Raw genomic sequence first — 22,535 nt, forward strand, 5'->3', positions numbered from 1 at the left:
ACTTATCATTTTAATATCCAAGTGATGGGCCTTTATGAAAACCTGTGTTGTTATTTTTTTAGTTCTCTTAGCAAACGCTACAACTGCATCAGAACCATTAAAGATAGGAATTACCGAAAACCTACTCAATAAATATAATACTTACTTAGCGGGTCGCTCTGTATACGAGATAAAAGAGTATGATGGTAATGGAGCGAGAAGAAGTGTTATCGAAGTGGTTTTATTACTACAAGCCCTAAAGGCAGGTGGCCTTAATGATCCCGTCGAATGGGTCCTGCAACCAAATTATGCGCGCATCAAACGCTCTCTGCAAAATGGCACTATCACCCTTTCAGCTTCCAGTTTATGGAACTACGATATTGAAGAACTCAGACAATATTGCGTTGCAAGCGACGCAATTGTAGCTGAGGGTGAATATCAAGCAGGATTATTTAAGCTTTCTACAAACCCTCTGACTATCAGTAACATAAACGATCTCCCCTCATTAACCGCTATTTCTGTAGCGGCATGGATACCTGATTGGAATACACTTGCCAGCCTTCCACTTAAAAAAGTGATTGATGCGAATAAGTGGGATACGATGATCAAACTCTTAATCGCAGAGCGAGGGGATTTTATTTTATCGAGTTTCAAGCCCACTGAAGATATGGGCTTTACTGAAGGCGGTTATCGATTCGTCCCAATTAAAAATATAAAAGTCAGCTTATTAGGTAGTCGACACTTTGTTATTTCAGCACAAGATACCCATCACCACGAAGTTTTGACGACATTAAATAACGGTATTAAAAAACTAAGAGCCGAAGGGGTAATCAACAAAGCTTTCACACAAGCAGGTTTTTATAACGCGAATGTAAAAGGATGGCAGGATTTAACGCAATAACCTTAACCACCATATAGAAAAACCAGGTATGAATTGCATACCTGACTCCCCCTATTCAGTTTGCGAATAACAAATACAAACACCAATATATTGGCACCTTCACCTAGAATACCAAACAAAATAAATAACAGGTCTATTTTACAGGTTAAAATAATACCAATTCCACTAATATAGTGTTCAAATTTTACGTAGGAAAAAGGAGGTAGCACAAGGCGAGAGTTACAGTAAATAGTTGTTCTATTTGCAAAAAATTTAACGCAAAGATAGCTTCTTTTAACCAGTAGAAATGATCAGTTATTTAATGGATTTGGTATAACTTATCGTTGCGTTGAAATTGTCGAAAATGGAACAAACCTTTATGTAAAATTTCGCCTGTTTTAATCCACTTTCAGGTAAAAGAATTAAATAACATACTTAATTCAATTGGTATAAACATTTTTCAATGTGTCATTATTCTGCCTGATTAACTAAAAAAGCATTACAATATAACCAATTATGGTCACCCCATAATATCAATACTGATGTCAGCAAGGAGATTTTATGAACCCTGTAAAAAAACGTTTACTTATTCCGGGAATATTAGCTGGGGTTATTATATTAGTGCTTGCTATCCTCTTAAAATCTTCTCCAGAAGTACAACCTAATTTTGATAAAGCACGCTTGGTAGAAGTGCAATCATTGGTGCTAACCGAGAGCGCGCCAGAGGTGATAGCTTATGGGAGAGTTGCCCCTAAGCATAGTTGGCAAGCTATTGCAGAAGTCAGTGGTAAAGTAATCTATCGTCATCCAGATTTAGAAAGCGGCCGCCTATTAACGGCAGGTACGTTAGTATTACAAATTGATCCGCTTGAATATCAGCTAAAACATGCACAAGCATTGGCAAATGTGAATATTGCTAATGCACAATTAATGCAAATAGAACAACAACAAAAGAACCTAACTGATAGCCTCAATATTGAGAAACAAAAACTATCGCTGGTTAATCAAGAGTATCAACGTAAATTAGAGCTTCAGAAAAAAAACCTCATCTCCAATTCTGAGGTCGAATCACAAAATCAAACCTTATTAGGGCAAACTAAATTAGTTCAGGATTTAAGTAGTTCACTAAAGCTACTACCCGACGATAAAAAAGTTGCACAAGCACAACTTAATATAAACCAAGCCTTACTTGAAGATGCACAAAGACAACTCAAGAACACCAACATTGTATTACCCTTTGATGCACGTATTGCTGCCGTCGATATTGAGCAAGCACAAGCGGTCACGATTGGTAACACCATGTTTGAAGCACAACAGTTAGGCACGGTAGAAATCAAAGCAGAGCTGTCATTAAAAGATGCCGAATCACTGATGCTTAGTGTACAACAAGATAAAACGAGCAATGGCGACTTCCCCAATATTGAAAAACTAAAGCTAAATGCCAATATCGAACTGCAGATGGGGAATAGATTAAACCAATGGCCCGCAACACTGACCCGTATCGCTGATAATATCAGCCCTGAACAAGCAACGATTGGTTTTTATCTTGAAGTAAAACAAAATATTAAAGCGCTAGATTTAACCGACAAACCACCACTAACGAAAGGCATGTTTGTTACCGCGCGTTTACAAGGTTTTCAATCACAGCAATTTATTATTCCCGAAAAAGCACTTCATGGCGATCAGATCTACATTATGGACTCAGATAACAATCTCAGTATTCGTAAAGTAAATATTCACTTTCGAAGTAAACATGGCGTTGCTATTAGTGGTGACTTTAAAGCTCAGGAAAGACTTATTCTCAATGATATCATCCCCGCAATCCCTGGAATGGCCTTAAAAACACAGGGCTCGGCTGAGGAGAGTGCTAACAAAGAGCAACCTAAACATGGGGATAAGAAATAATGATCAACCTTTTTACCCGCCATCCAACGGTTGCCAACCTATTAATGCTTTGTTTTTTTGTTTTAGGTGTCAGTAACTTAAGTAACATCAAACGTGAAACCTTTCCGGAATTTTCCCCTCCCTACATCATAGCCAACGTTGTATATCCGGGCGCTTCTCCTGCTGAAGTAGAGGAAAGCTTATGCCTGCGCATGGAAGATGCGGTTGATGGGCTAAGTAACATAGAGGAAACCAAATGTGATGCGCAGGAGGGGTTTGCATCACTTACTGTTAAAATGGATGATAAAGCAGATATTGGCCGTTCATTAGTAGATATTCAGACTGAAATTAACGCCATTAAAGACTTTCCCACCCAAATAGAACCGCCAACAGTAAAAGAACTAGATTGGTCTGAGCCCGTTGTTGATATTGCAATTTCTGCACAAGCAAGTTGGCCCCACCTTAAAGATTACGCTGAAAAATTAAAACGCAGTTTAAAGATTGATTATGATGTTAGCTTGGTGACCGTCGCAGGTTTTTCTGATCATCAGTTACGTGTTGAGCTTAATCAACAGGATATGCGCCATCTAGGGTTAACCGTTACACAGATTGCCGACAAAATCGGAAGGCAAAATGTAAAGATGCCAGCTGGCAGCATCGAGCTTAGCGATAAGAACCTGTTGATTCGTTTTGATGAACGTAAAGTAACTGCGCAAGCATTAGGGACAACTATTGTTGCTTCACTTCCTGATGGAGGTGTAGTGCGCTTAAATGATGTTGCAACCATTACCGATCGTTTTGAATTAGACGAAGCAAAGATCCTTTTTAATGGCAAACCTGCTGCCATGTTAAAAATTCAAAAAAATAAAGCTGATGATGCATTACGTATTAAAGAGAGAGTCAATGCATTTGTTGAACACCAACAAAATATTGCACCAGCAGGCGTCACCTTAACAATGACTAATGATATGTCATCATTGCTGAAAGATCGCCTTAGCATGCTACTTAAAAATGGCTGGCAGGGGATCATCTTAGTATTCCTCTCCATGTGGCTCTTCTTTTCATTACGTTACTCACTATGGGTATCTGCAGGGTTACCCGTAGCCTTTTTAGGCGGGTTATTCTTAATGAGTCTTTTTGGCGTCTCTATCAATATTATGACCCTTGTCGGTTTATTGATGGCGATTGGCATTATGATGGACGATGCCATTGTAATTGCCGAATCGGTGGCAGCTCATATAGAAAAAAAACTGCCAGTACATGAAGCGGTCACCAAAGGAGTTAAAAAAGTCGCTCCCGGGGTTCTCTCCTCATTTTTAACCACCGTTTTCATTTTTGGGAGCCTGCTATGGTTAGATGGGCAGATGGGTAAAGTACTATCGGTTGTGCCCTTGGTTTTAATCATGGTATTAAGTGTTAGCCTGATTGAAGCTTTTTTAATATTGCCAAGTCACCTCTACCACTCATTATCTAAGCCAGAAAAAAAAGACAGTACCTTAACGTTTAAACGCACCTTCTTAAATAAATTCGAACACTTTAGAAACACGACTTTAGTAAAAGCAGTCACTTTCGTCGTGAAGTGGCGCTATGCGAGTATTGGCGGAACCATTGGTCTTTTATTTGTTTCTTTTGCATTAGTTGCAGGTGGCGGGTTAAAATTTTTACCCTTTCCAGAGCTTGATGGCGATATTGTCGAAGCACGTATTATTCTTCCACCAGGATCTACCTTAAAACAAACAGAGCAGGTAGCAAACCATATCATTCGTAGTGCGGAAGCCGTTGGCCAACAATTAACAGATAAACACCAAGAGCCAAGTCACCTTATTCGTGATATTACCGCACAATATAATTTTAATGCAGATGCAGGTGAAAGTGGTCCGCATGTTGCGACTGTTAGGCTAGATCTTCTCTCTGCCGAGATAAGAACAACATTCATCGCAGAGATTCTCGACGCATGGCGTATTGAAACGGGTAGCTTAAGCACACCACTATCGTTAGTCTTTAAGCAACCGGCGATGGGGCCTGCTGGACGAGATATTGAAGTGCGCTTAAAGCATGATGACTTAAATTTACTGAAAAAAGCTTCAGTCGAATTACAAACCTACCTCAGTCAATTTCAGGGAGTGAATGGGATTTTAGATGATATGCGCCCAGGTAAAGAGGAAGTCGTCATCAAACTAAAACCGGGTGCAGAAAGTTATGGCGTTGATGGACAAACCATTGCCAGCCAATTACGAGCGGCCTATTACGGGCAAACAGCAGATGAAATTCAAGTTGGCCCTGAAAACATTGAGATCCAAGTACAACTCAATAAAATACAGGCCGGTAGTTTACAATCATTAGCCAATTTCCCGATCATTTTAGATAAAGAGACACAGATACCGCTGAGCGCTATTGCAACCTTAAGTAGTGCGCGTTCTTTTGTACGTATTCAGCGCATTGACGCACAACGAACCGTGACAGTGATGGCCGATGTAGATAGCCACAAAGCAAACGGTTCGGAGATCATCGCGAATATGCGTACTCATTTTCTTCCGCAACTAATCGCAGAATTTCCAGGGTTAAGGGTTGATTTTGAAGGGGCAGCTAAAGAGTCCGCAAAAACGTCTAGCTCATTAATGACAGGATTTACCATCGGTCTGTTTGGCTTATTTGCTATTTTGAGTTTTCAATTTAGAAGCTACCTAGAACCCTTTGTGGTAATGCTAGCTATTCCATTAGCGCTCATTGGCGTGTTCTGGGGACATTTATTAACTGGACACAATCTATCAATGCCATCAATCCTTGGTTTTGTGTCATTGGCCGGCATTGTGGTCAACGATTCAATATTACTAGTGCAATATATTCGCCATCATATTGATGAAGGTGAGAGTGTCCATGAGTCAGTTATCAAAGCCAGTAGAGATCGTTTCCGCGCCGTATTTTTAACATCACTCACTACGGCTGCGGGATTATTACCCTTATTGCTTGAAACCAGCTTGCAAGCTCAGGTAGTACAACCAATTGTTATTTCTATTGTATTTGGTATTTTCAGCTCAACCTTGTTGGTCCTATTTATTATTCCAAGTGCATACGCAATTTTGGCAGATTTTAACTTAGTGCATCAACATAAGGCACTAGATGAGCATTAGTTAATATCGTAATAAAGCTCACATTCACCGCGAGAGTTCGATACAAATAGAGGTCTCGCGATGTATGTTTATACTAATCGAATTAAGTATTTTATCTAAGTTTTATGTAGAAGAAGTGGCTTAGCTCAAAAAAAGTTTACGTAACTATCTGTTATATTTATAAAAAAACTAGAAATAGGTAACTTGCTTTAACCAGTAAAATCAATTCACTATTTACTTTGCTTGGTATTAGAAGCCTTTTAAAATAAAAATAACAACAACCTATCAATTCGTAATATTTCACTCTTTAGACTATTTTTAATATGACTTAATGAGTGAGGGTATCTATGAGCATTTCTAAATGGGCTGAAGAATATTGTATTCAATCCACTGACTTAATGTTACTTTTCGAAGCAGAGCAAGCCTACTTTTGTGAAAGCCCTGCACTGACTAAATTGCTTTCTCATTACGATACTGACATTCGTACCTTTTTTAACGGTTTAACAACAACACAATATCAATCCCCTGATTTTTCCCCCTTTTCTTTATATCTAGACAAAGTCGTATACATTGATAATTTATATTGTTATCAATTAAGCCAGCTCAAAAACGATGAAAATAATTGGCAAAAATTTGCAGATACACTGTCACATTTACACAATGCAATTATGCGAATTAGCCAAGCAAAAACTTTAGATGAGCTTTACCAACAAGCCATTTTAGAGGCACAACAACACCTTTATATTGATCGACTTGCCATTTTACTGCTCGATACAGAAAATAACGAGATGGTGGGTACTTGGGGCACCGATGAAAATGGCAATATCAAAAATGAGAAGCAATTTAGAGGCCCGATTCCAGACTCTCCATGGGTAGAGTTGACCTTAGCTTCCCGCGAAAATGTACAAATTTGGAATGATGTAGATCTACTGTATTACAACAAAGTCATTGGCAAAGGCTGGAATGCAATGGCAGCTATTTGGGATGGCGAAACACCAATAGGTTGGATAGCCTGTGATAATTTAATTAAAAAGCGTCCGATGCAACCCTGGTTAAAGGAGATAATCGGACAATTTGGGCAGGCATTAGGTCATACTATAGTCAGATTTAATCATTTAAAAAAACTGAGTGAAATCAACAACAATCTAGAATCCATAGTTGAAGAGCGATCAACACAACTAAAAGAAAAAGTTAATTTACTTGAAAAAACACAACAGGAGTTGGTGGAGTCTGAAAAATTAGCTTCACTTGGCGCATTGGTTGCAGGTGTTGCCCATGAGGTTAATACCCCAATCGGAATTGGCATTACCGCCTCCTCTCACCTCGTGCTTAAAACACAAGAAATAGAACACCACTATCATAATAAAAGTATGAAAAAATCACAGCTAGAAAGCTATTTTCAGACAGCAACCGAAAGCGCAGAAATTATACAAGATAACCTCACTCGTGCAGGCGATTTAATTAAAAGCTTTAAGCAACTAGCCGTTGACCAATCTATTGATACCTCTTCAGAGGTTAACCTAAAAGAGATCGTTGATAATATTAAGAAGAGCTTTCAACACCAACTTAAGAATCGTCCAATCACTTTTATAAATCATGTCAGTAGCGATCTATTTTTTTACATTTGCCCAGGAAAGTTAAATCAAATTATCACTAACCTAGTGAACAACTCACTAATACATGCATTTGAAGTAGAGGCTAGCGGGAATATAGAAGTAAATGCACGGATTAACAACGACTCCTTACATATTTGTTATTTTGATACTGGTCGTGGTGTAAATAAAGATAATTTAGCCAAGCTATTTGAACCCTTTTATACGACTAAAAGAGGCAAAGGAGGAACAGGCTTAGGGCTAAATATTATTTATAACATGATCAAGAAATTAGGCGGTCAGATTGAGACATCATCTATCCAACCATCGGGATTAAAATTTGATATTACGTTACCTACTCAGGAGAACCTATGAACGATAGCGATCTATTTGAAGATGACTTTTTTGCAGAAGAGGATCAACAGTCGACTGAAGTATTATCACCTTGGAATATTTTAATCGTCGATGATGACGAAGAGATTCATCGTGTCACTCAGATGGCATTATCAAGTTTTTCTTTTGAAAATAGACCGCTACACTTTATTAGTGCGATGTCTGCACAGCAAGGAAAAGAGGCTTTCTTAAATAACAGCGACATTGCAATGGTATTACTCGATGTAGTGATGGAAACTGATCATGCAGGTTTAGAGCTAGCGAAATGGATTCGAGAAGAGCATACTAATTTAAATGTACGCATCGTTTTAAGAACCGGACAGCCGGGACAAGCCCCTGAACAGTCTGTTATTCGCGACTACGATATTAACGACTACAAGGCTAAAACAGAGTTAACCACCCAAAAGTTGTACACGGCAACTTTAACCGCACTTCGTGCTTACCAACACATTATGATTTTAGATCGCAGTAAACAGGGTATGGAACATGTTATCCAAGCGACTAAAAAAGTAATGGATAAAATGGGCTTCATCGCCTTCACTAAAGCGGCCCTAGAGCAAATTATTACCTTAATGAAAGTTAACGATAGCATGTTAGTTAACCTCAATAGTCACGCCATCGAGTTTGTTCCTCAGCAGAGTAAAATTCAAACAATTTGTGGTACAGGCATCTATGAAAATGTATCTGAGCAATGCTCTCATCTCGACCAACTGCCTTTTCAGACCTTATTAAATCAAGCGCTAAAAGAGGGAAAGTCAGTGTTTACAGCAGATGAACTGCTGATCTACTGCAAAAGCGAATCACATGCAGTGATGTTCTATATCTCAACTGAACACCCTCTTAGTCAATTAGATAAACACTTATTGGAAGTATTTGCTGAAAACCTCATTGTCGGTTTAAAAAATATTGAACTACACGAATTGATGAAACATTCGCAGCGCGAAGTTATCTATCGCTTAACTGAAGTAGTCGAAAGTCGCTCCAATGAAACGGGATATCACGTTAAACGTGTTGCTAAATATTGTCAGCTATTAGCTTCGTTATATGGTTTGAAAGAGGAGGAGTGTGAAACACTCTATTTTGCTTCTCCCTTACACGACATCGGTAAAGTAGGCATTCCAGATCGAATTCTCAATAAACCTGCGCGCCTTGATGCTGACGAGTGGAAAGTAATGCAAACGCATGCTCAATTAGGCGAACAAATGCTTAATGGCTCAGGACTAGAACTACTTGATGCTGGTGCTATTATCGCTGGGACACATCATGAACGCTGGGATGGAATGGGCTACCCTAAGGGTTTATCTGGGACTGACATTCCAATCTATGGACGAATTTGTTCATTGGCAGATATCTTTGACGCACTTTGCTCAACACGTGCTTACAAAAAACCTTGGCCTATTGAAGAGGTTTTAAGCTATATTAAAGCGGAGTCTGGAAAATTTTTTGAACCGCGATTAGTCGAATTATTTTTGGCTAATATCGATCAGTTTTTAATGATTAAAGATGCGTTAAAAGATCCACATTAAAGCGCTACATTAATTGCTCACACAACTCTGATAAAGTGCGAGCCATTGCTGATAAGTAAAAAATGAATACGCAGGAACACCGCAATAGCTTATTTCATCGTCGCAATATTTACGATCTATCGCGCTTAATTGTTGACTTACACACTCATTATTAATCCGATGATTAAGCTTATAGGCCACTATATTTTGTCGCTCAAGTGAAGAAAGTGGCAAATATTCAGTGGTCCGTGAACTACAGGCGATAAGCGATAAACCAACAGCTAAAATGAGCAGTGATTTAATCTTTCTTTTCAATGGTCACCTGAATATTTTTACTATTACCAGCAAACCATTTTTGTACGTATAAGCTTCCTACAATCGGTGCTTGTCCTTCCTCTGGTACCTCTTTATAGCGCACGCTATTTTTGGTTTCTTTCTCTATTTCAAAATTAACTATTTTGCTACTCATGTTGACTCCTGAGCTAATAATGCTTTTTTAGCTGCTTTTTTCTCTCTACGACGACGCTTAAAAAAGTCACTAATTTTAGTCGCACAGAGTGCTTCATCGACCCCTGCTGTGACCTCTATTTGGTGATTTAATTGCGTGTTTTGTACTAAGTTAAACACCGACCCAGCAGCACCGGTTTTATAATCGCCAGCCCCATAAACAAGACGCTTAATGCGCGCATGCACTAATGCACCCGCGCACATTGGGCAAGGCTCAAGGGTAACATAAAGAGTACAGTCAATAAGGCGATAATTTTCGACCACTTTACCTGCAGCGCGAATAGCCATGATTTCAGCATGTGCACATGCATCGTGATTAACAATAGAAAGGTTCCACCCCTCGGCAACGATTTGATCATCTTTCACTAAAACCGCTCCAACAGGGATCTCGTTATTCTGCTCAGCTTTATCAGCAAGCGATAACGCATAACGCATCCATTTTTGGTCAATTTGTTGCTGGGTTGATGCTTCTGCTAGCGACGCTTTATCTTCTATCACTACATTACCAGCGAGTAATAAAGCTCATTTAGCTCAAAGCCATAGACTAAATAAACCCAACCCGCGATAGCTAAGTAAGGACCAAAAGGCATAGGGCGACTCTGTTTATCCTTTGAAGCGGCAATAACAGCGATACCAATAATTGCCCCCGCAAAAGAGGAAAGCAAAATAATCATTGGCAATGCTTGCCAACCAAACCAAGCACCTAAGGCAGCCAGTAATTTAAAATCACCGTACCCCATTCCCTCTTTACCGGTCAGCAGTTTAAACGCCCAGTAAATAGACCAAAGGCTCATATAACCAAACACAGCACCTAAGACTGCATCGGTTAACCCAGTAAAAGTACCTGATATATTGATAATCAAACCAAACCATAATAGCGGTAAAGTCAGCTGATCAGGCAATAACATCGTATCGAAATCGATGAAGGTTAAACTAATCAAAACCCAAGTAAACAGCAACGCAAATAACAATGGCCAACCAAAGGGAATAACCATTGCGACAGCCAGTGACATAAACCCAGTAAGCAATTCAATCGTTGGGTAACGTTTACTGATTTTACAGCCACAGTGCTTACAACAGCCCTTTTGCACTAACCAACTAATCAGCGGGATATTTTCACTAGAGCCGATCAGGTGATTACATTGAGGGCAACGCGAGCGAGGCAATACAAGGTTAAAGACCTCTTCATCGGCTTTAATATTAGCTTCAGGAAAGCACTCTGCACACTCAGCCTTCCATGCACGTTCCATCATTACAGGTAAGCGGTAGATAACAACATTTAAGAATGATCCTACCAGCACTCCCAATATGATCACCGAAGCATAAAGTAGTGCAGGCACCTGTTCCATCAACATCATAAAATCATTCATTAAATTTAATTACCTTACGCTTCAACAGGTGGACAGATTTCATCATCTGCAAAAAAATAAGCAATTTCACGTGATGCCGATTCAGGGCTATCTGATCCGTGTACAGCATTAAAACGCATCGACGTTGCAAAATCAGCACGAATTGTACCTGGTGCAGCTTGCGCGGGATCTGTTTTACCAATCACTTCGCGGTAATGCGTTATCGCATTTTCACCTTGTAATACTTGCACTGTTATCGGCCCTGAAGTCATAAATTCAACTAATGGCTCAAAAAACTCTTTGCCTTCATGCTCTGCATAAAACCCTTCTGCTTGTGCTTTACTCATATGTACCATTTTGATGGCAACAGGAGTTAATCCAGCTTGTTCAAAACGGCCTAAAATAGTACCAATTAATTGTTTACGCACTGCGTCTGGTTTAATAATCGAAAGTGTTCTTTGTAATGGCATAATAAATACTTTAAAAATGTGAATTGAAAGCGCAATATAACCAGTAAACTCAGACTCTTCAACCGGAATATAGGCATATGAAACGGCAGCTCACACTTCCTTTAATAAGAATGATAGTCAAACCGTTATGCCTCGTGACACTGTCATTTTTCGCTGTCGTAAACACTGCAGTGGCAATATTTCCAGAGGCTTCTTCACAACTAACGTTATTCGATCAAGATTCATTAAGCTATCAAGCGACCTGCCCTAACTTGTATGTACAACCAACACCTAATACGGCGCTAACAGCTCCATTTCAACTACTTAACTGGAATATTTATAAACAACAACGTCAAAATTGGCGCACTAGTTTAAGGGAGTGGGCAATAAGTGCAGATATTATTACCCTTCAAGAAGCAAAACTATCAACTAATTTACGGAATTTTAGTGCACAAAATAACCTCTACTTTTTGCACAACTATGCCTTTAAATACCGAGGAATGATTTATGGTGTTAATACTCTGAGTAAAGTGAAGCCACAATCATTCTGTGGCTCTTTAGAAAATGAACCGTGGATCATTATCCCTAAAGCAGGGTTGGCAAGTACATACATACTCAATAACTATGATTTACCTTTACTCGTCATTAATCTACACGGTGTTAACTTTACTTTTACTGCACAGCCACTAAAAGAGCAATTGTCCCCCTACTTAGCTTTAATAAAACAGCACAAAGGACCCATTATTTTTAGTGGTGATTTTAATACATGGAGTGATGCGCGTTTAGAACGCGTAGAGCAAGCTTTGATAACATTAGGGTTTTCTGAAGCGCAATTTAATGAAGATGAGCGCTTAACCGCATTTGGCTTACCACTGGATCATATATATTTTCGCGGTTTAAAAGTGATTGAAGCAAAAAGTATAGCGACAGATTCTTCAGACCATAGCCCACAATTAGTAACATTTGATCTATTATGATTGCTTTTTAAAATATAAATAATGTATTTAAATGGGGGATGATTGAAGTAAGTAAGAATGGAGCGGCACAAGAGGTTCGAACTCTTGACCCCAACCTTGGCAAGGTTGTGCTCTACCACTGAGCTAGTGCCGCATATATTCTTTAAGTATCAAGAGGAAACTCTTGACTCCAACTATTCTTGTCAAAGGTTCTTAACAAACAGCGCTAGTGCCGTATATATTTTTTACTACTAAGACAACGTAAATTTTAGTAAGAATGGAGCGGCACAAGAGGTTCGAACTCTTGACCCCAACCTTGGCAAGGTTGTGCTCTACCACTGAGCTAGTGCCGCATATATTCTTTAAACATCAAAAGAAAACTCTTGACTACAGCTATTCTTGTCAAAGGTTCTTAACAAACAGCGCTAGTGCCGGGTATATTCTTTAATGCTTATATTGTCTTGATATGAATAAAATGGAGCGGCACAAGAGGTTCGAACTCTTGACCCCAACCTTGGCAAGGTTGTGCTCTACCACTGAGCTAGTGCCGCATATAATGTTATTCATTACTTAGCTAAACATCTAATTGATGCCCGCTTTGTATGGGGTGGGATTATAGAGAGGAGGCAAATGAATGCAAGCTTTTTTTGTGGTTTTTAGTCAATCCAAAGCTTGCTTGCTGAGTTTTTGTGCAAATAAAAGTGAGTTTGAAAAATTAATCCTAAAATTTAAAAAAGTGCTCACGGTAGTGTTTCAGCTCAGAAATAGACTCTTGAATGTCCATCATTGCCATATGTGTCCCTTGTTTTTTATGGCTAGCGGTCATTTCTGGCGCCCAACGTCTCCCTAACTCTTTAATCGTGCTGACATCGATACTACGGTAATGGAAATGGGCTTCTAGCGATTTCATATAACGCACTAAAAAGCGGCGATCTTGGCCAATACTGTTACCGCATAACGGTGAAGCGCCCGCTTCTGTCCATTTTTTTAGAAAATCTAAAGTTTGCTGTTCAGCTTGTGCACAACTAATATTGCTATTAATAACACGTTCAGTTAATCCTGATTCGCCATGATGCTTAACACACCATTCATCCATGGCATCCATCTTTTCTTTACTTTCATGAATCACGATTTCAGGCCCTTCAGCAATCACATTAAGATCGCTATCTGTTACCACAGTGGCAATTTCTATAATGGTATCAGTCTCTGGATCAAGACCCGTCATCTCTAAATCGATCCATATTAAGTTATTATTCATGCTTATTGTGATCCTTTTCTCTACGAGAGAGCGCTCTTTTGCTAAATCATTTACAAAATATAGTATGATACTGCATTAATACAATATGTGATAGTTAAGTAATCGTTAAGGAAGCCTGTGGCTAAGAAGCAAAAACTCAGCAAAAATCAAGTACGTCGTGTTCAAAGTAATCATAATAAACGATTGAAAAAAAATGAGAACAAACAATGGGATGAATCTGAACTTGGTGCACAACTTGAAGGCGTCGTAATCAGCCGCTTTGGACAACATGCCGATATTGAAGACGAAAACGGTAACGTTGAACGCTGTAACTTACGTCGCGCAGTTAAATCCTTAGTTACCGGTGATAAAGTAGTATGGCGAGCAGGTAACGAATCGCATCAAGGTATCAGTGGTGTCGTGGAGGCTGTTCACCCACGCAAAACAGTACTGACACGGCCCGACTATTACGACGGTATCAAACCAATTGCGGCGAACATCGACCACATTATAATAGTTAGCTCAATTGCACCTGAGTTTTCACGCAATATTATTGATCGTTATTTAGTCGCCTGTGAAGATATCGGCATTACCCCCATTATTGTTCTTAATAAAAGCGACCTACTTGACGATAGCTCACGTGAACTAATTGATAATGAACTACAAAGTTATCGCGATATCGGTTATAACGTACTTTATAGTTCAATGCATGGTGATGGGCTTGATAGCCTTAAATCAGTAATGAAAGACAAAGTTAATATTTTTGTTGGCCAATCAGGTGTTGGTAAAACATCCCTTTTAAATATGTTATTACCCGAAGTTGAAGCGATAACGGGCGAAATATCAGAAGGCTCTGGTTTAGGCAAACACACAACAACGACGGCACGCTTATATCACTTTCCTGATGGTGGTGATCTCATTGATAGCCCAGGAATTCGTGAATTTTCGTTATGGCACTTGGCACCTGAACGTATCGCCAGTGGATTTATTGAGTTTAGAGAACACTTAGGCGGTTGTCGCTTTCGCGATTGTAAACATAAAATTGACCCAGGTTGCGCATTAGTGGCAGCTGTAGAAGCGGGTAAAATAGATGAAGCACGTTATCACAGCTTTATACGCATTTTAGAAACCATGGATGATGCTAAAAATGCTCGTCACCGTGATCCAAATACACACTAGAGATAGAGAATAACATGATCGATCAATTTAAAATTATTGGACAATACATTTTACCTAAACACCTTTTGTCGCGTTTAACAGGGAAATTAGCTGCAGCCAAAGCAGGTAAACTCACCACTTTTTTAATTAAGCAATTTATTGCTAAATACAAAATTAATATGAGTGAAGCCAAACATCCAGAGCCAGAGTACTTTGAAACCTTTAATGATTTTTTCACGCGTGAACTTAAGCAAGATGCACGTACTATTATTGAAGGTGACAGTAACCTTGCTACACCTGTAGATGGCAAAGTAAGCCAACAGGGAGATATTAAAGAGGGGCGTATTTTCCAAGCAAAAGGACACGACTTTAGTTTGCGCGAGTTATTAGGTGGGCGTGATGATATTGCAGCACCTTTTGATGAAGGGATCTTCTCAACCGTTTATTTAGCACCGAAAGACTATCACCGCATCCATATGCCTATTACCGGTAAATTAGAGCAGATGATCTTTATTCCAGGTGATCTTTTTTCTGTAAATCCATTAACCGCAGAAAATGTGCCTAACCTCTTTGCGCGCAATGAACGTGCTGTTGCCATTTTCTCAACAGCTGTCGGCCCAATGGCAATGGTTTTAGTGGGGGCAACTATCGTCGCGAGTATTGAAACTGTCTGGGCTGGTACATTAAAGGGCAAAGATATTCAATATTGGGATTATAAAGACCAAGATATAACCCTTGAAAAAGGCGCAGAGATGGGGCGCTTTAAACTTGGCAGTACTATCGTGGCTTTATTTCCTAAGGGCAGTATCGACTTTGCAACAGAACTCGAAGCAGGTTCGGTAACACGTTTAGGTGAGCTATTTGCTACTGTAAAATAAAGTAATGAAATAAAAATAACACTCATCGATATCCAGAGGGGAATTCAACGCCCCCTCTTTTAACTCTCTATCGCTAAACACAAAGAGTATTAGCCACCCTATGACACAACCATTATCTGCAGCACAATATTTAAAAAAGATTCTTTTAGCGCCTGTTTACGAAGCGGCTATCGAAACGCCTTTACAGCCAATGAATAAACTTTCTCAACGCTTGAATAATCACATACTCTTAAAACGTGAAGACAGGCAGCCAGTTCACTCTTTTAAATTACGTGGTGCTTATAATAAATTAGCCAACCTTTCTGATGCACAAAAACAGTGCGGTGTCATTGCAGCCTCGGCAGGTAATCATGCACAAGGTGTAGCGATGTCAGCCCAAAAAATGGGAATTAAAGCAACTATCGTGATGCCTAAAACCACACCAGATATCAAAGTCAGCTCCGTACGCGCCTTTGGTGCAAGCGTGGTGTTACACGGCGATAGCTTTGATGCTGCCAGTCAACATAGCCAACACCTTGCCCAACTGCACAATTACACCCCCATGCATCCTTTTGACGACAGTGATGTAATCGCTGGCCAAGGTACTATAGGCAAAGAGTTAATACAGCAAAATGCCCACCTTGATAAAATTTTTGTTCCTGTCGGTGGCGGTGGTTTAGCGGCCGGAATTGCTGTTTACATTAAACAACTCCTTCCACACATCAAAATAATTGCCGTTGAGCCCGAAGACGCGGCTTGCTTAAAAGTCGCACTCGACCATGGTGGCCCGATCACCTTAAGCCGTGTTGGTCTTTTTGCAGATGGCGTCGCGGTAAAAACCATCGGTACTGAAACCTTCCGTTTATGTCAGCAATATATAGATGAAGTGATCACCGTCAGTAGCGATGAAATATGTGCAGCCGTAAAAGATATTTTTGAAGATACTCGCGCAATTGCAGAGCCCGCTGGCGCACTTTCTATTGCAGGATTAAAAAAATACAGTCAACAACATCAACTTGAAGGTGAACAACTCGGTGCCATTTTAAGCGGTGCAAACGTTAACTTTCATGGTTTGCGTTATGTTTCAGAACGCTGCGAATTAGGTGAGCAGAAAGAAAGTATTATTGCTGTGACAATTCCCGAAAAACAGGGAGCCTTCTTAGATTTCTGTAATGAACTAGATAGCCGTGCGATCACTGAATTTAACTACCGCTTTAATTCACGTAAAGAAGCCAATATATTTGTCGGCATTCGCACACCAGAAGGAGCTTCAGAGCTATTAGAACTAACCGATAAACTTATTGAAAAAGGTTATGCCGTTGCCGACTTGAGCCATGATGAAGTGGCAAAATTACATTTACGCTACATGGTTGGTGGCGCGCCTGTTGAACACCTGAAAGAGCGCTTGTATAGTTTTGAATTTCCAGAGCATCCCAACGCCCTACTTAAATTTTTGAATATGCTTGGCACTCATGCCAATATTACCCTCTTTCATTATCGTAATCATGGCGCGGCTTACGGGCAGGTATTAGCAGGGTTTGAGATTGAAAATAATGATGTTACCGCATTCACCGAATACTTAAACGCACTCGGTTATAACTATAAAGATGAAACTGATAACCAAGCATACCGCTTCTTCTTATCAAATAAGTAATAGGAATAAAGTCACCGATGATCCCGAGTAAACGCATAAACCGTCTTTTTAGACGTTTTGCACGCCGCATGAGTTGGCCTGCAATGTTCACTTTAGTAGTCGCACAAGCACTGATCACCTATCTACTGTTTTATCTAGCGGGCGAACATGAGTTAGTAAGCCACCCATTGCAGTTTATCTATTACAATATGGTGGTCGTCTCAACAGTTGGTTTTGGTGATTTTAGCCCCGTTACCCACGCAGGAAGATTAATTGTTTCCTTTTGGCAGATCCCATCTGGCTTAATTATCTTTGCCTCTTTTATTGGTAAAGTAACCCAACTCTTTATAAACATAGCGAGAAGAAATATGAACGGCACCAATGACTTTTACCATTACGATGATCACATCTTGCTATTATGCTGGGATGACCATTCAACAAGACAAATAGTGAAGCTCATTCTTGGTGATAAAAAACGTCAGAAACGACAAATTTTACTCTGTGTTACTGATGATATTAAAAATCCTTTTCCAGATAATATGGATGTTTCCTTTGCAAGGTTACGCACTTTTTCCGATAAAAAGGAATTAGACAGGGTAGCAATCAGTAAGGCTAAAAGGATTATTGTCGATGGGAAATCAGATGATGAGACGCTTTCAATTGCACTCAGCATTGCCACCTTTGCCGCGAAAGATGCCAATATTTCTGCGCATTTCTTTGATAAAACCAAAGCGCAATTGCTTAAAATGCACTGCCCACATATCGAGTGTAGCATCGATAACAGTGCCAAAATGATGGTACGTAGCATGCAAGATCCAGGTTCAAGTCAAGTTACTGAACAGCTTTTATCTACTTTAAGTGGAGCAACGCTGTACTGCTTACAACTCCCTGAACTTGATAAAGAGCTCACCTTTGGAACCCTCTTTAATAACCTAAAAGAAAATTATCAAATGACATTAATCGGGCTTAGTTACTTTAAAAATGGCGATGATATGCAACTTAACCCTGCTTTGGATCTGCCTATAAAAAATGGATGTTATCTTCATTATATCGCCCATGAACGTATTGATGCCGAAGCTATTAGCTGGCAGAGCATTTAGCCGTAGACAATGGAATTAAGTATGCGTTCTACATTTTGCGCAGTAAAAGTGACTTAACTTAAGGTCAAATTAGACGTCAATACTTGTTTCCTTTTCGAAAACCTCAACGAAGCGATACAATACCGTTATTTCCGCGAATTTCGGCGTTAAACCATCTACCAATAACCAGTTATTACGACGATAATTTGCCTTGAACTACGCAAAACTAACGGCACTGTTTTATAAAAGTAGCAACATCATGATTTTAAAAGCCATCACGCTTCGATTTACCAGAATTGAGTTAAAATAAGCTACTGATTTATTATCAATAATATCTATTTTTGTTTTTTTAGTTAGAATTAAAACTAATTTAACATTCCTGCAACGTGAGTATTTATGGCTAATACATTTTATCTGCTACTCCTACTATTATTTTCTTCTTCAAGCTTCGCATTGCTCGATCTTAATATGAGTCGTCAAAAAAGCTTAACCCCAGCAGCAACAACACTACATCAAGCGGTAAGCGAACTCCCTGAGCTACATTTTTTAGATCAGCAGCAGCAAAAAGCAGTTGATAACTTATTGGTGCGTGTATTAGATGAACAGGCTAAACAAATTAATTATTTTAAAACCGAGTTGATTGCATACAAAGCCTCACCAGACTCAGCACAAGCATGGAAAAATGCCCAAAGAGGATATTACTCTACCTTAAGCCTTAGTCATGATAAGCAAAAATTATTGTCATTGAGTAGCCCGCCAATTAGAGACTTGGTTACCGGGTTTGGCCCTGAGGGGGTAAGACAATTTAAATCTGAACTTTATCTGACAAGACTAAATGTAGAGTTTTATTTACACCAAGAGATACGCGCCTTTAAACGTTTTGTAGAAGATATTTTTATCTCACCTATCCCCGTACTTGTGGTTATTTTTAAAGTATTCATGCTTCAAGTTATTATGTTTTGGTGGTTACGAAATAGTAATCGTTTTATTACGCTATTGCGCGATAAGATAAGTAAAAATGGACGGTCTACCAACCTCTGGTTACATTTGCTTTGGTATGTCGCTCGTGCACATCGTGCCATTGCATGGCTCATCAGCATCACTTTATCACTGCGTATCATTGCTCAACTCCCTAGCTTGCAACATCTGGTGTTCTTAGAGATCTTTACTTGGTGGATTTTAGGTGGAGCCATCGCGGTAAGTTTTATTCTAGAGTTTGCTTATCAGCACAGTCGCCGATTAAGCAAAGCAATAATCACATTGCGACTTTCTACTATCCGTTTATATGTATGGGGATTTATTAGTACAGGGCTTATTTCGCAAATTTCAGAGATGACGCTAGGTAAAGGGACAATCTATGCGTGGATATCCTCATTAATTTTCTTTTTCTACTTGCTCTTGACTCTCTATTCGCTTCATAAATGGAAAGCCTTTATTTTTGAACGTTTAGCGACAAAAAAAGAGCAACCAGCCTTAGTAAAGTGGGCAAATGATAACAAGCAACGCTGGATATTTGCCAGTTTAAGTACCGCGATAGCCGCTAGTTGGCTTATTTTACGCACTCTACAACATTATCTGATTGATCTCTTATCGCACTCACAATTGTTTAGCCATGCTCTTGCTTACCTTTTCCGTATTGAAGTTGCTAAGCAAAGCGAAAATGAAAGTGAGCAACTGCACCTCGAAGCCATTCGAGGGGAAGAGACTTTTAGTTATGTACGTCCCGGTAGTGCAGACAGTTTGCTAATCCCTGAATATGCTCAACAAAGTTATGATGCATTAGCCACCTATCTACTTAGTGACAAGCCTGCGGTTTGTGTCTTATCGGGAGAAAGAGGTGTGGGAACAACGACATTATTACGGCGTTTCTTACATGATGTAGATGATGCACAAGCGATTTATGTCAGTTGTCCACATGAGGGCTTTGATGCTCTAATGGCATTGATTTGTGAGCAATTAGGCCTGCCCGATTCCGGTGAGGCATTGTTGTTAACCCATCTTCGTAGCACCTCTAAATGTTATCTATTTGCCTTCGATAACGTGCAACGCTTAGTTAAACCGCAGGTCGGTGGTTTAGCACCTTTAATGCGGTTAACGAATTTATTACGTCAATCTAAAAATAGCCATCGCGCTTTATTAGCCATTGAAAAGTCTAGTTGGCGCTTTGTTGACAGGGCTAGAGGCGAGCGTTTGTTATTTGATTTAGTTGAGTTTTTACCTCGTTGGAAGGAAAGTGAAATAAGCCAGTTATTGGCTAGTCGCATTACAGATAATGGACAATATGCCCTCTCTTTTGATGGCCTCGCACTACCAAGGCAATGGGAAAAAGATGAATTAAGCGAAGATCAACGTGCCTGCCATGGTTTTTATCGTATTCTTTGGGACTACTCCGATGGTAACCCAACGGTCGCCTTACGCTTTTTTAGGCGCTCATTGTTTAAAAACAGTGAAACCAATACCGTTCAGGTACGTCTCTTTCAAATACCTTCTTCAGAAGGATTAGAAAAAATGCCGAAACCTATGCTGGCCGTTTTACGCTCTATTGTGCAACTAGAAGTGGCTTCTCCTGAAGAGTTAACTGATTGTACACGCTTGAGTATTAATGAGGTGATCAGTACATTGCGCTATTTTCAAAGCCGTGGCTATATTGAGTGGTCGGGTGAAAAATTACGAGTTTCCGATTTATGGTTCCGTAACATAACAAACATCTTACATCGTCAACATTTACTGGTGAAATAACATGCTACGTCATCTATCAATAATACTTTTTATAATCGCTTCTCAAAGCGTTTCGGCAACTGAATTAGATACAGCCCCCCTTGATAACCTACAAGACTTTGCCAGCTTAATTCGTTGGAGTGGCGTTTTCGCATCACTGATTATTATCGCTTGTGCATGGTTACTATTGCGTTTTATCGATTCCTTAGTCTCCAACATTGGCGATCAATTTGTGCAACGCCGAATGCTCTTACAAAAGCTACAATCGTTTTTTCAATTCTTCGTTTATATGTCTACTGCCGTGAGTGTCTTTATGTTGAGCTTTCGTGTTGATGAGCGAATTCTTGCTTTAATCGGCGGTACGATTGCGGTATCAGTTGGCTTTGCTTTGAAAGATCTGACCGCTTCTTTTGTCGCCGGATTAACCATCATGATTGATCGTCCTTTTCAAGTTGGAGATCGCGTTACTTTTGAGGGGCATTACGGTGACATTGTCGCAATCGGACTGCGATCTGTACGCATGAATACTTTAAATGACGATATTATTACCATACCAAATAACAAGTTTTTGAATGAGGTGGTAAGTAGCGGTAACTACGGTGCACTCGATATGCAGGTAGTGATCCCTTTCCATGTAGGCCTTGATCAGGACATCACATTAGCACGTGAACTAATTCAAGAGTGCGCTTCTTCAAGCCGATATATTCACTTACCAAAACCAGTCGTTGTTTTAGTGCAACAAACGATCACAGATAACTACTTAGCGATAAAACTGACTTGTAAAGTGTACGTGGTAGACACTAAATATGAAAAACTATTTGAAAGTGATATCACCCTACGTGTTATGAGTGAATTTAGAAAACATAATATTTTGCCACCAGCGATTGCGGTAAAAACAGCTTAATCATAAACATTATGATGAAATTGATTTTTTATTAACTTGTACCAATTTATCAAGCTTAAGCAAATTAATTCAAGGTATTGTATAGCGAATCAATACCTTACTTGTCAGCAAGTGAAACTATTTCATAAGGGGTATAAAATAACTTCATCGGGATTGATTGACAGCGCGCCTTAAATTCCTATAATCGCCCTCTTTATGTGTATTAGCGTTTAGTAATACTTAAATGGGAAGCATGAGTAAGCATGCACTGCCCCCGCAACTGTGAGCCTTTTAAATATTTAAAGGCAAGTCAGATACCAGCATAAAAACGTCACTTCCAGTTCACGGGTTGGTTTTCTGGAGCGT

18 protein-coding genes, 3 tRNA genes and 1 riboswitch are annotated in these 22,535 nt (G+C 39.5%); of the genes, 12 read left to right on the forward strand and 9 right to left on the reverse strand.

What is annotated here, in order from left to right; all coding sequences use genetic code 11:
- Window positions 1–34 precede the first annotated feature (34 nt).
- The 5 genes from CW745_RS06730 to CW745_RS06750 all read left to right on the forward strand — a co-directional run bounded on the left by CW745_RS06730 (window position 35) and on the right by CW745_RS06750 (window position 9,364).
- A complete protein-coding gene (locus tag CW745_RS06730) occupies window positions 35–880 on the forward strand; it encodes a hypothetical protein (RefSeq protein WP_101107877.1) in 846 nt (281 codons plus the stop codon).
- 540 nt (window positions 881–1,420) lie between these two features.
- Window positions 1,421–2,764: an HlyD family secretion protein gene (locus CW745_RS06735; protein ID WP_101107878.1), complete on the forward strand. Its 1,344-nt coding sequence runs from the start codon at window positions 1,421–1,423 to the stop codon at window positions 2,762–2,764.
- Window positions 2,764–5,874: an efflux RND transporter permease subunit gene (locus CW745_RS06740; RefSeq protein ID WP_101107879.1), complete on the forward strand. Its 3,111-nt coding sequence runs from the start codon at window positions 2,764–2,766 to the stop codon at window positions 5,872–5,874. Before CW745_RS06735 ends, CW745_RS06740 begins: the two co-directional genes overlap by 1 nt.
- 326 nt (window positions 5,875–6,200) lie before the next feature.
- The gene (locus CW745_RS16770) at window positions 6,201–7,820 is read left to right on the forward strand and encodes a HAMP domain-containing sensor histidine kinase (RefSeq protein WP_202973163.1); all 1,620 of its coding nucleotides are present in this window, start codon (window positions 6,201–6,203) and stop codon (window positions 7,818–7,820) included.
- A complete protein-coding gene (locus CW745_RS06750; protein WP_101107880.1) occupies window positions 7,817–9,364 on the forward strand; it encodes an HD domain-containing phosphohydrolase in 1,548 nt (515 codons plus the stop codon). Before CW745_RS16770 ends, CW745_RS06750 begins: the two co-directional genes overlap by 4 nt.
- A 9-nt stretch (window positions 9,365–9,373) precedes the next feature.
- On the opposite strand, the gene CW745_RS16600 is transcribed toward CW745_RS06750, so the two are convergent.
- The 5 genes from CW745_RS16600 to ndk are packed head-to-tail and all read right to left on the reverse strand — an operon-like array spanning window position 9,374 to window position 11,669.
- Entirely contained in the window at window positions 9,374–9,658 is a 285-nt protein-coding gene (locus CW745_RS16600; RefSeq protein WP_153069744.1) for a hypothetical protein, read from the reverse strand.
- Window positions 9,642–9,812 (reverse strand): hypothetical protein, encoded by a 171-nt coding sequence (locus CW745_RS16665; protein WP_193755550.1) that lies wholly within the window; start codon window positions 9,810–9,812, stop codon window positions 9,642–9,644. Before CW745_RS16665 ends, CW745_RS16600 begins: the two co-directional genes overlap by 17 nt.
- The gene (gene tadA, locus CW745_RS06755) at window positions 9,809–10,348 is read right to left on the reverse strand and encodes a tRNA adenosine(34) deaminase TadA (protein WP_101107881.1); all 540 of its coding nucleotides are present in this window, start codon (window positions 10,346–10,348) and stop codon (window positions 9,809–9,811) included. Before tadA ends, CW745_RS16665 begins: the two co-directional genes overlap by 4 nt.
- Window positions 10,348–11,220, reverse strand: a complete 873-nt coding sequence (locus CW745_RS06760; protein WP_101107882.1) for an A24 family peptidase — start codon at window positions 11,218–11,220, stop codon at window positions 10,348–10,350. Before CW745_RS06760 ends, tadA begins: the two co-directional genes overlap by 1 nt.
- Window positions 11,221–11,234: 14 nt before the next feature.
- Window positions 11,235–11,669, reverse strand: coding sequence for a nucleoside-diphosphate kinase (ndk, locus tag CW745_RS06765; protein WP_101107883.1), 435 nt, complete (start codon window positions 11,667–11,669; stop codon window positions 11,235–11,237).
- Window positions 11,670–11,746: 77 nt separating this feature from the next.
- Here ndk and CW745_RS06770 point away from each other — a divergent pair, with 77 nt between their 5' ends.
- Complete coding sequence (locus CW745_RS06770) at window positions 11,747–12,625, forward strand: endonuclease/exonuclease/phosphatase family protein (protein WP_238596722.1); 879 nt, start codon at window positions 11,747–11,749, stop codon at window positions 12,623–12,625.
- Between the two features lie 58 nt (window positions 12,626–12,683).
- Here the strand turns inward: CW745_RS06770 and CW745_RS06775 are convergent.
- The 4 genes from CW745_RS06775 to orn all read right to left on the reverse strand — a co-directional run bounded on the left by CW745_RS06775 (window position 12,684) and on the right by orn (window position 13,862).
- Window positions 12,684–12,758: transfer RNA gene (locus CW745_RS06775), tRNA-Gly, on the reverse strand.
- Window positions 12,759–12,882: 124 nt separating this feature from the next.
- Window positions 12,883–12,957: transfer RNA gene (locus CW745_RS06780), tRNA-Gly, on the reverse strand.
- A gap of 123 nt (window positions 12,958–13,080) precedes the next feature.
- A tRNA-Gly gene (locus CW745_RS06785) sits at window positions 13,081–13,155 on the reverse strand.
- Between the two features lie 170 nt (window positions 13,156–13,325).
- The gene (gene orn, locus CW745_RS06790; RefSeq protein ID WP_193755551.1) at window positions 13,326–13,862 is read right to left on the reverse strand and encodes an oligoribonuclease; all 537 of its coding nucleotides are present in this window, start codon (window positions 13,860–13,862) and stop codon (window positions 13,326–13,328) included.
- 117 nt (window positions 13,863–13,979) lie between these two features.
- On the opposite strand from orn, the gene rsgA reads away from it, so the two are divergent.
- The 6 genes from rsgA to CW745_RS06820 all read left to right on the forward strand — a co-directional run bounded on the left by rsgA (window position 13,980) and on the right by CW745_RS06820 (window position 22,190).
- On the forward strand, window positions 13,980–15,020 hold the full coding sequence (gene rsgA, locus CW745_RS06795) for a small ribosomal subunit biogenesis GTPase RsgA (protein WP_101107886.1): 1,041 nt from the start codon (window positions 13,980–13,982) through the stop codon (window positions 15,018–15,020).
- 14 nt (window positions 15,021–15,034) lie between these two features.
- Entirely contained in the window at window positions 15,035–15,877 is an 843-nt protein-coding gene (asd, locus tag CW745_RS06800) for an archaetidylserine decarboxylase (protein WP_101107887.1), read from the forward strand.
- Window positions 15,878–15,977: 100 nt separating this feature from the next.
- Complete coding sequence (ilvA, locus tag CW745_RS06805) at window positions 15,978–17,510, forward strand: threonine ammonia-lyase, biosynthetic (protein ID WP_101107888.1); 1,533 nt, start codon at window positions 15,978–15,980, stop codon at window positions 17,508–17,510.
- 17 nt (window positions 17,511–17,527) lie between these two features.
- Complete coding sequence (locus tag CW745_RS06810) at window positions 17,528–18,589, forward strand: potassium channel family protein (protein WP_101107889.1); 1,062 nt, start codon at window positions 17,528–17,530, stop codon at window positions 18,587–18,589.
- Window positions 18,590–18,964: 375 nt separating this feature from the next.
- Complete coding sequence (locus CW745_RS06815; protein ID WP_101107890.1) at window positions 18,965–21,307, forward strand: ATP-binding protein; 2,343 nt, start codon at window positions 18,965–18,967, stop codon at window positions 21,305–21,307.
- A 1-nt stretch (window position 21,308) separates the two neighbouring features.
- Window positions 21,309–22,190: a mechanosensitive ion channel domain-containing protein gene (locus CW745_RS06820; RefSeq protein ID WP_101107891.1), complete on the forward strand. Its 882-nt coding sequence runs from the start codon at window positions 21,309–21,311 to the stop codon at window positions 22,188–22,190.
- A gap of 178 nt (window positions 22,191–22,368) precedes the next feature.
- A riboswitch (cobalamin riboswitch) is annotated at window positions 22,369–22,510 on the forward strand.
- Window positions 22,511–22,535 lie beyond the last annotated feature (25 nt).

The organism is Psychromonas sp. psych-6C06 (assembly GCF_002835465.1).
In the GTDB taxonomy this organism is placed as follows: Bacteria; Pseudomonadota; Gammaproteobacteria; order Enterobacterales; family Psychromonadaceae; genus Psychromonas.

Bases quoted from the DNA above. Each gene is read 5' to 3' on its own strand.
- CW745_RS06730 (WP_101107877.1), top strand. From the start codon at position 35: ATGAAAACCTGTGTTGTTATTTTTTTAGTTCTCTTAGCAAACGCTACA.
- CW745_RS06735 (WP_101107878.1), top strand. From the start codon at position 1,421: ATGAACCCTGTAAAAAAACGTTTACTTATTCCGGGAATATTAGCTGGG.
- CW745_RS06740 (WP_101107879.1), top strand. From the start codon at position 2,764: ATGATCAACCTTTTTACCCGCCATCCAACGGTTGCCAACCTATTAATG.
- CW745_RS16770 (WP_202973163.1), top strand. From the start codon at position 6,201: ATGAGCATTTCTAAATGGGCTGAAGAATATTGTATTCAATCCACTGAC.
- CW745_RS06750 (WP_101107880.1), top strand. From the start codon at position 7,817: ATGAACGATAGCGATCTATTTGAAGATGACTTTTTTGCAGAAGAGGAT.
- CW745_RS16665 (WP_193755550.1), bottom strand. From the start codon at position 9,812: ATGAGTAGCAAAATAGTTAATTTTGAAATAGAGAAAGAAACCAAAAAT.
- CW745_RS06760 (WP_101107882.1), bottom strand. From the start codon at position 11,220: ATGAATGATTTTATGATGTTGATGGAACAGGTGCCTGCACTACTTTAT.
- ndk (WP_101107883.1), bottom strand. From the start codon at position 11,669: ATGCCATTACAAAGAACACTTTCGATTATTAAACCAGACGCAGTGCGT.
- CW745_RS06770 (WP_238596722.1), top strand. From the start codon at position 11,747: ATGAAACGGCAGCTCACACTTCCTTTAATAAGAATGATAGTCAAACCG.
- orn (WP_193755551.1), bottom strand. From the start codon at position 13,862: ATGAATAATAACTTAATATGGATCGATTTAGAGATGACGGGTCTTGAT.
- asd (WP_101107887.1), top strand. From the start codon at position 15,035: ATGATCGATCAATTTAAAATTATTGGACAATACATTTTACCTAAACAC.
- ilvA (WP_101107888.1), top strand. From the start codon at position 15,978: ATGACACAACCATTATCTGCAGCACAATATTTAAAAAAGATTCTTTTA.
- CW745_RS06810 (WP_101107889.1), top strand. From the start codon at position 17,528: ATGATCCCGAGTAAACGCATAAACCGTCTTTTTAGACGTTTTGCACGC.
- CW745_RS06815 (WP_101107890.1), top strand. From the start codon at position 18,965: ATGGCTAATACATTTTATCTGCTACTCCTACTATTATTTTCTTCTTCA.
- CW745_RS06820 (WP_101107891.1), top strand. From the start codon at position 21,309: ATGCTACGTCATCTATCAATAATACTTTTTATAATCGCTTCTCAAAGC.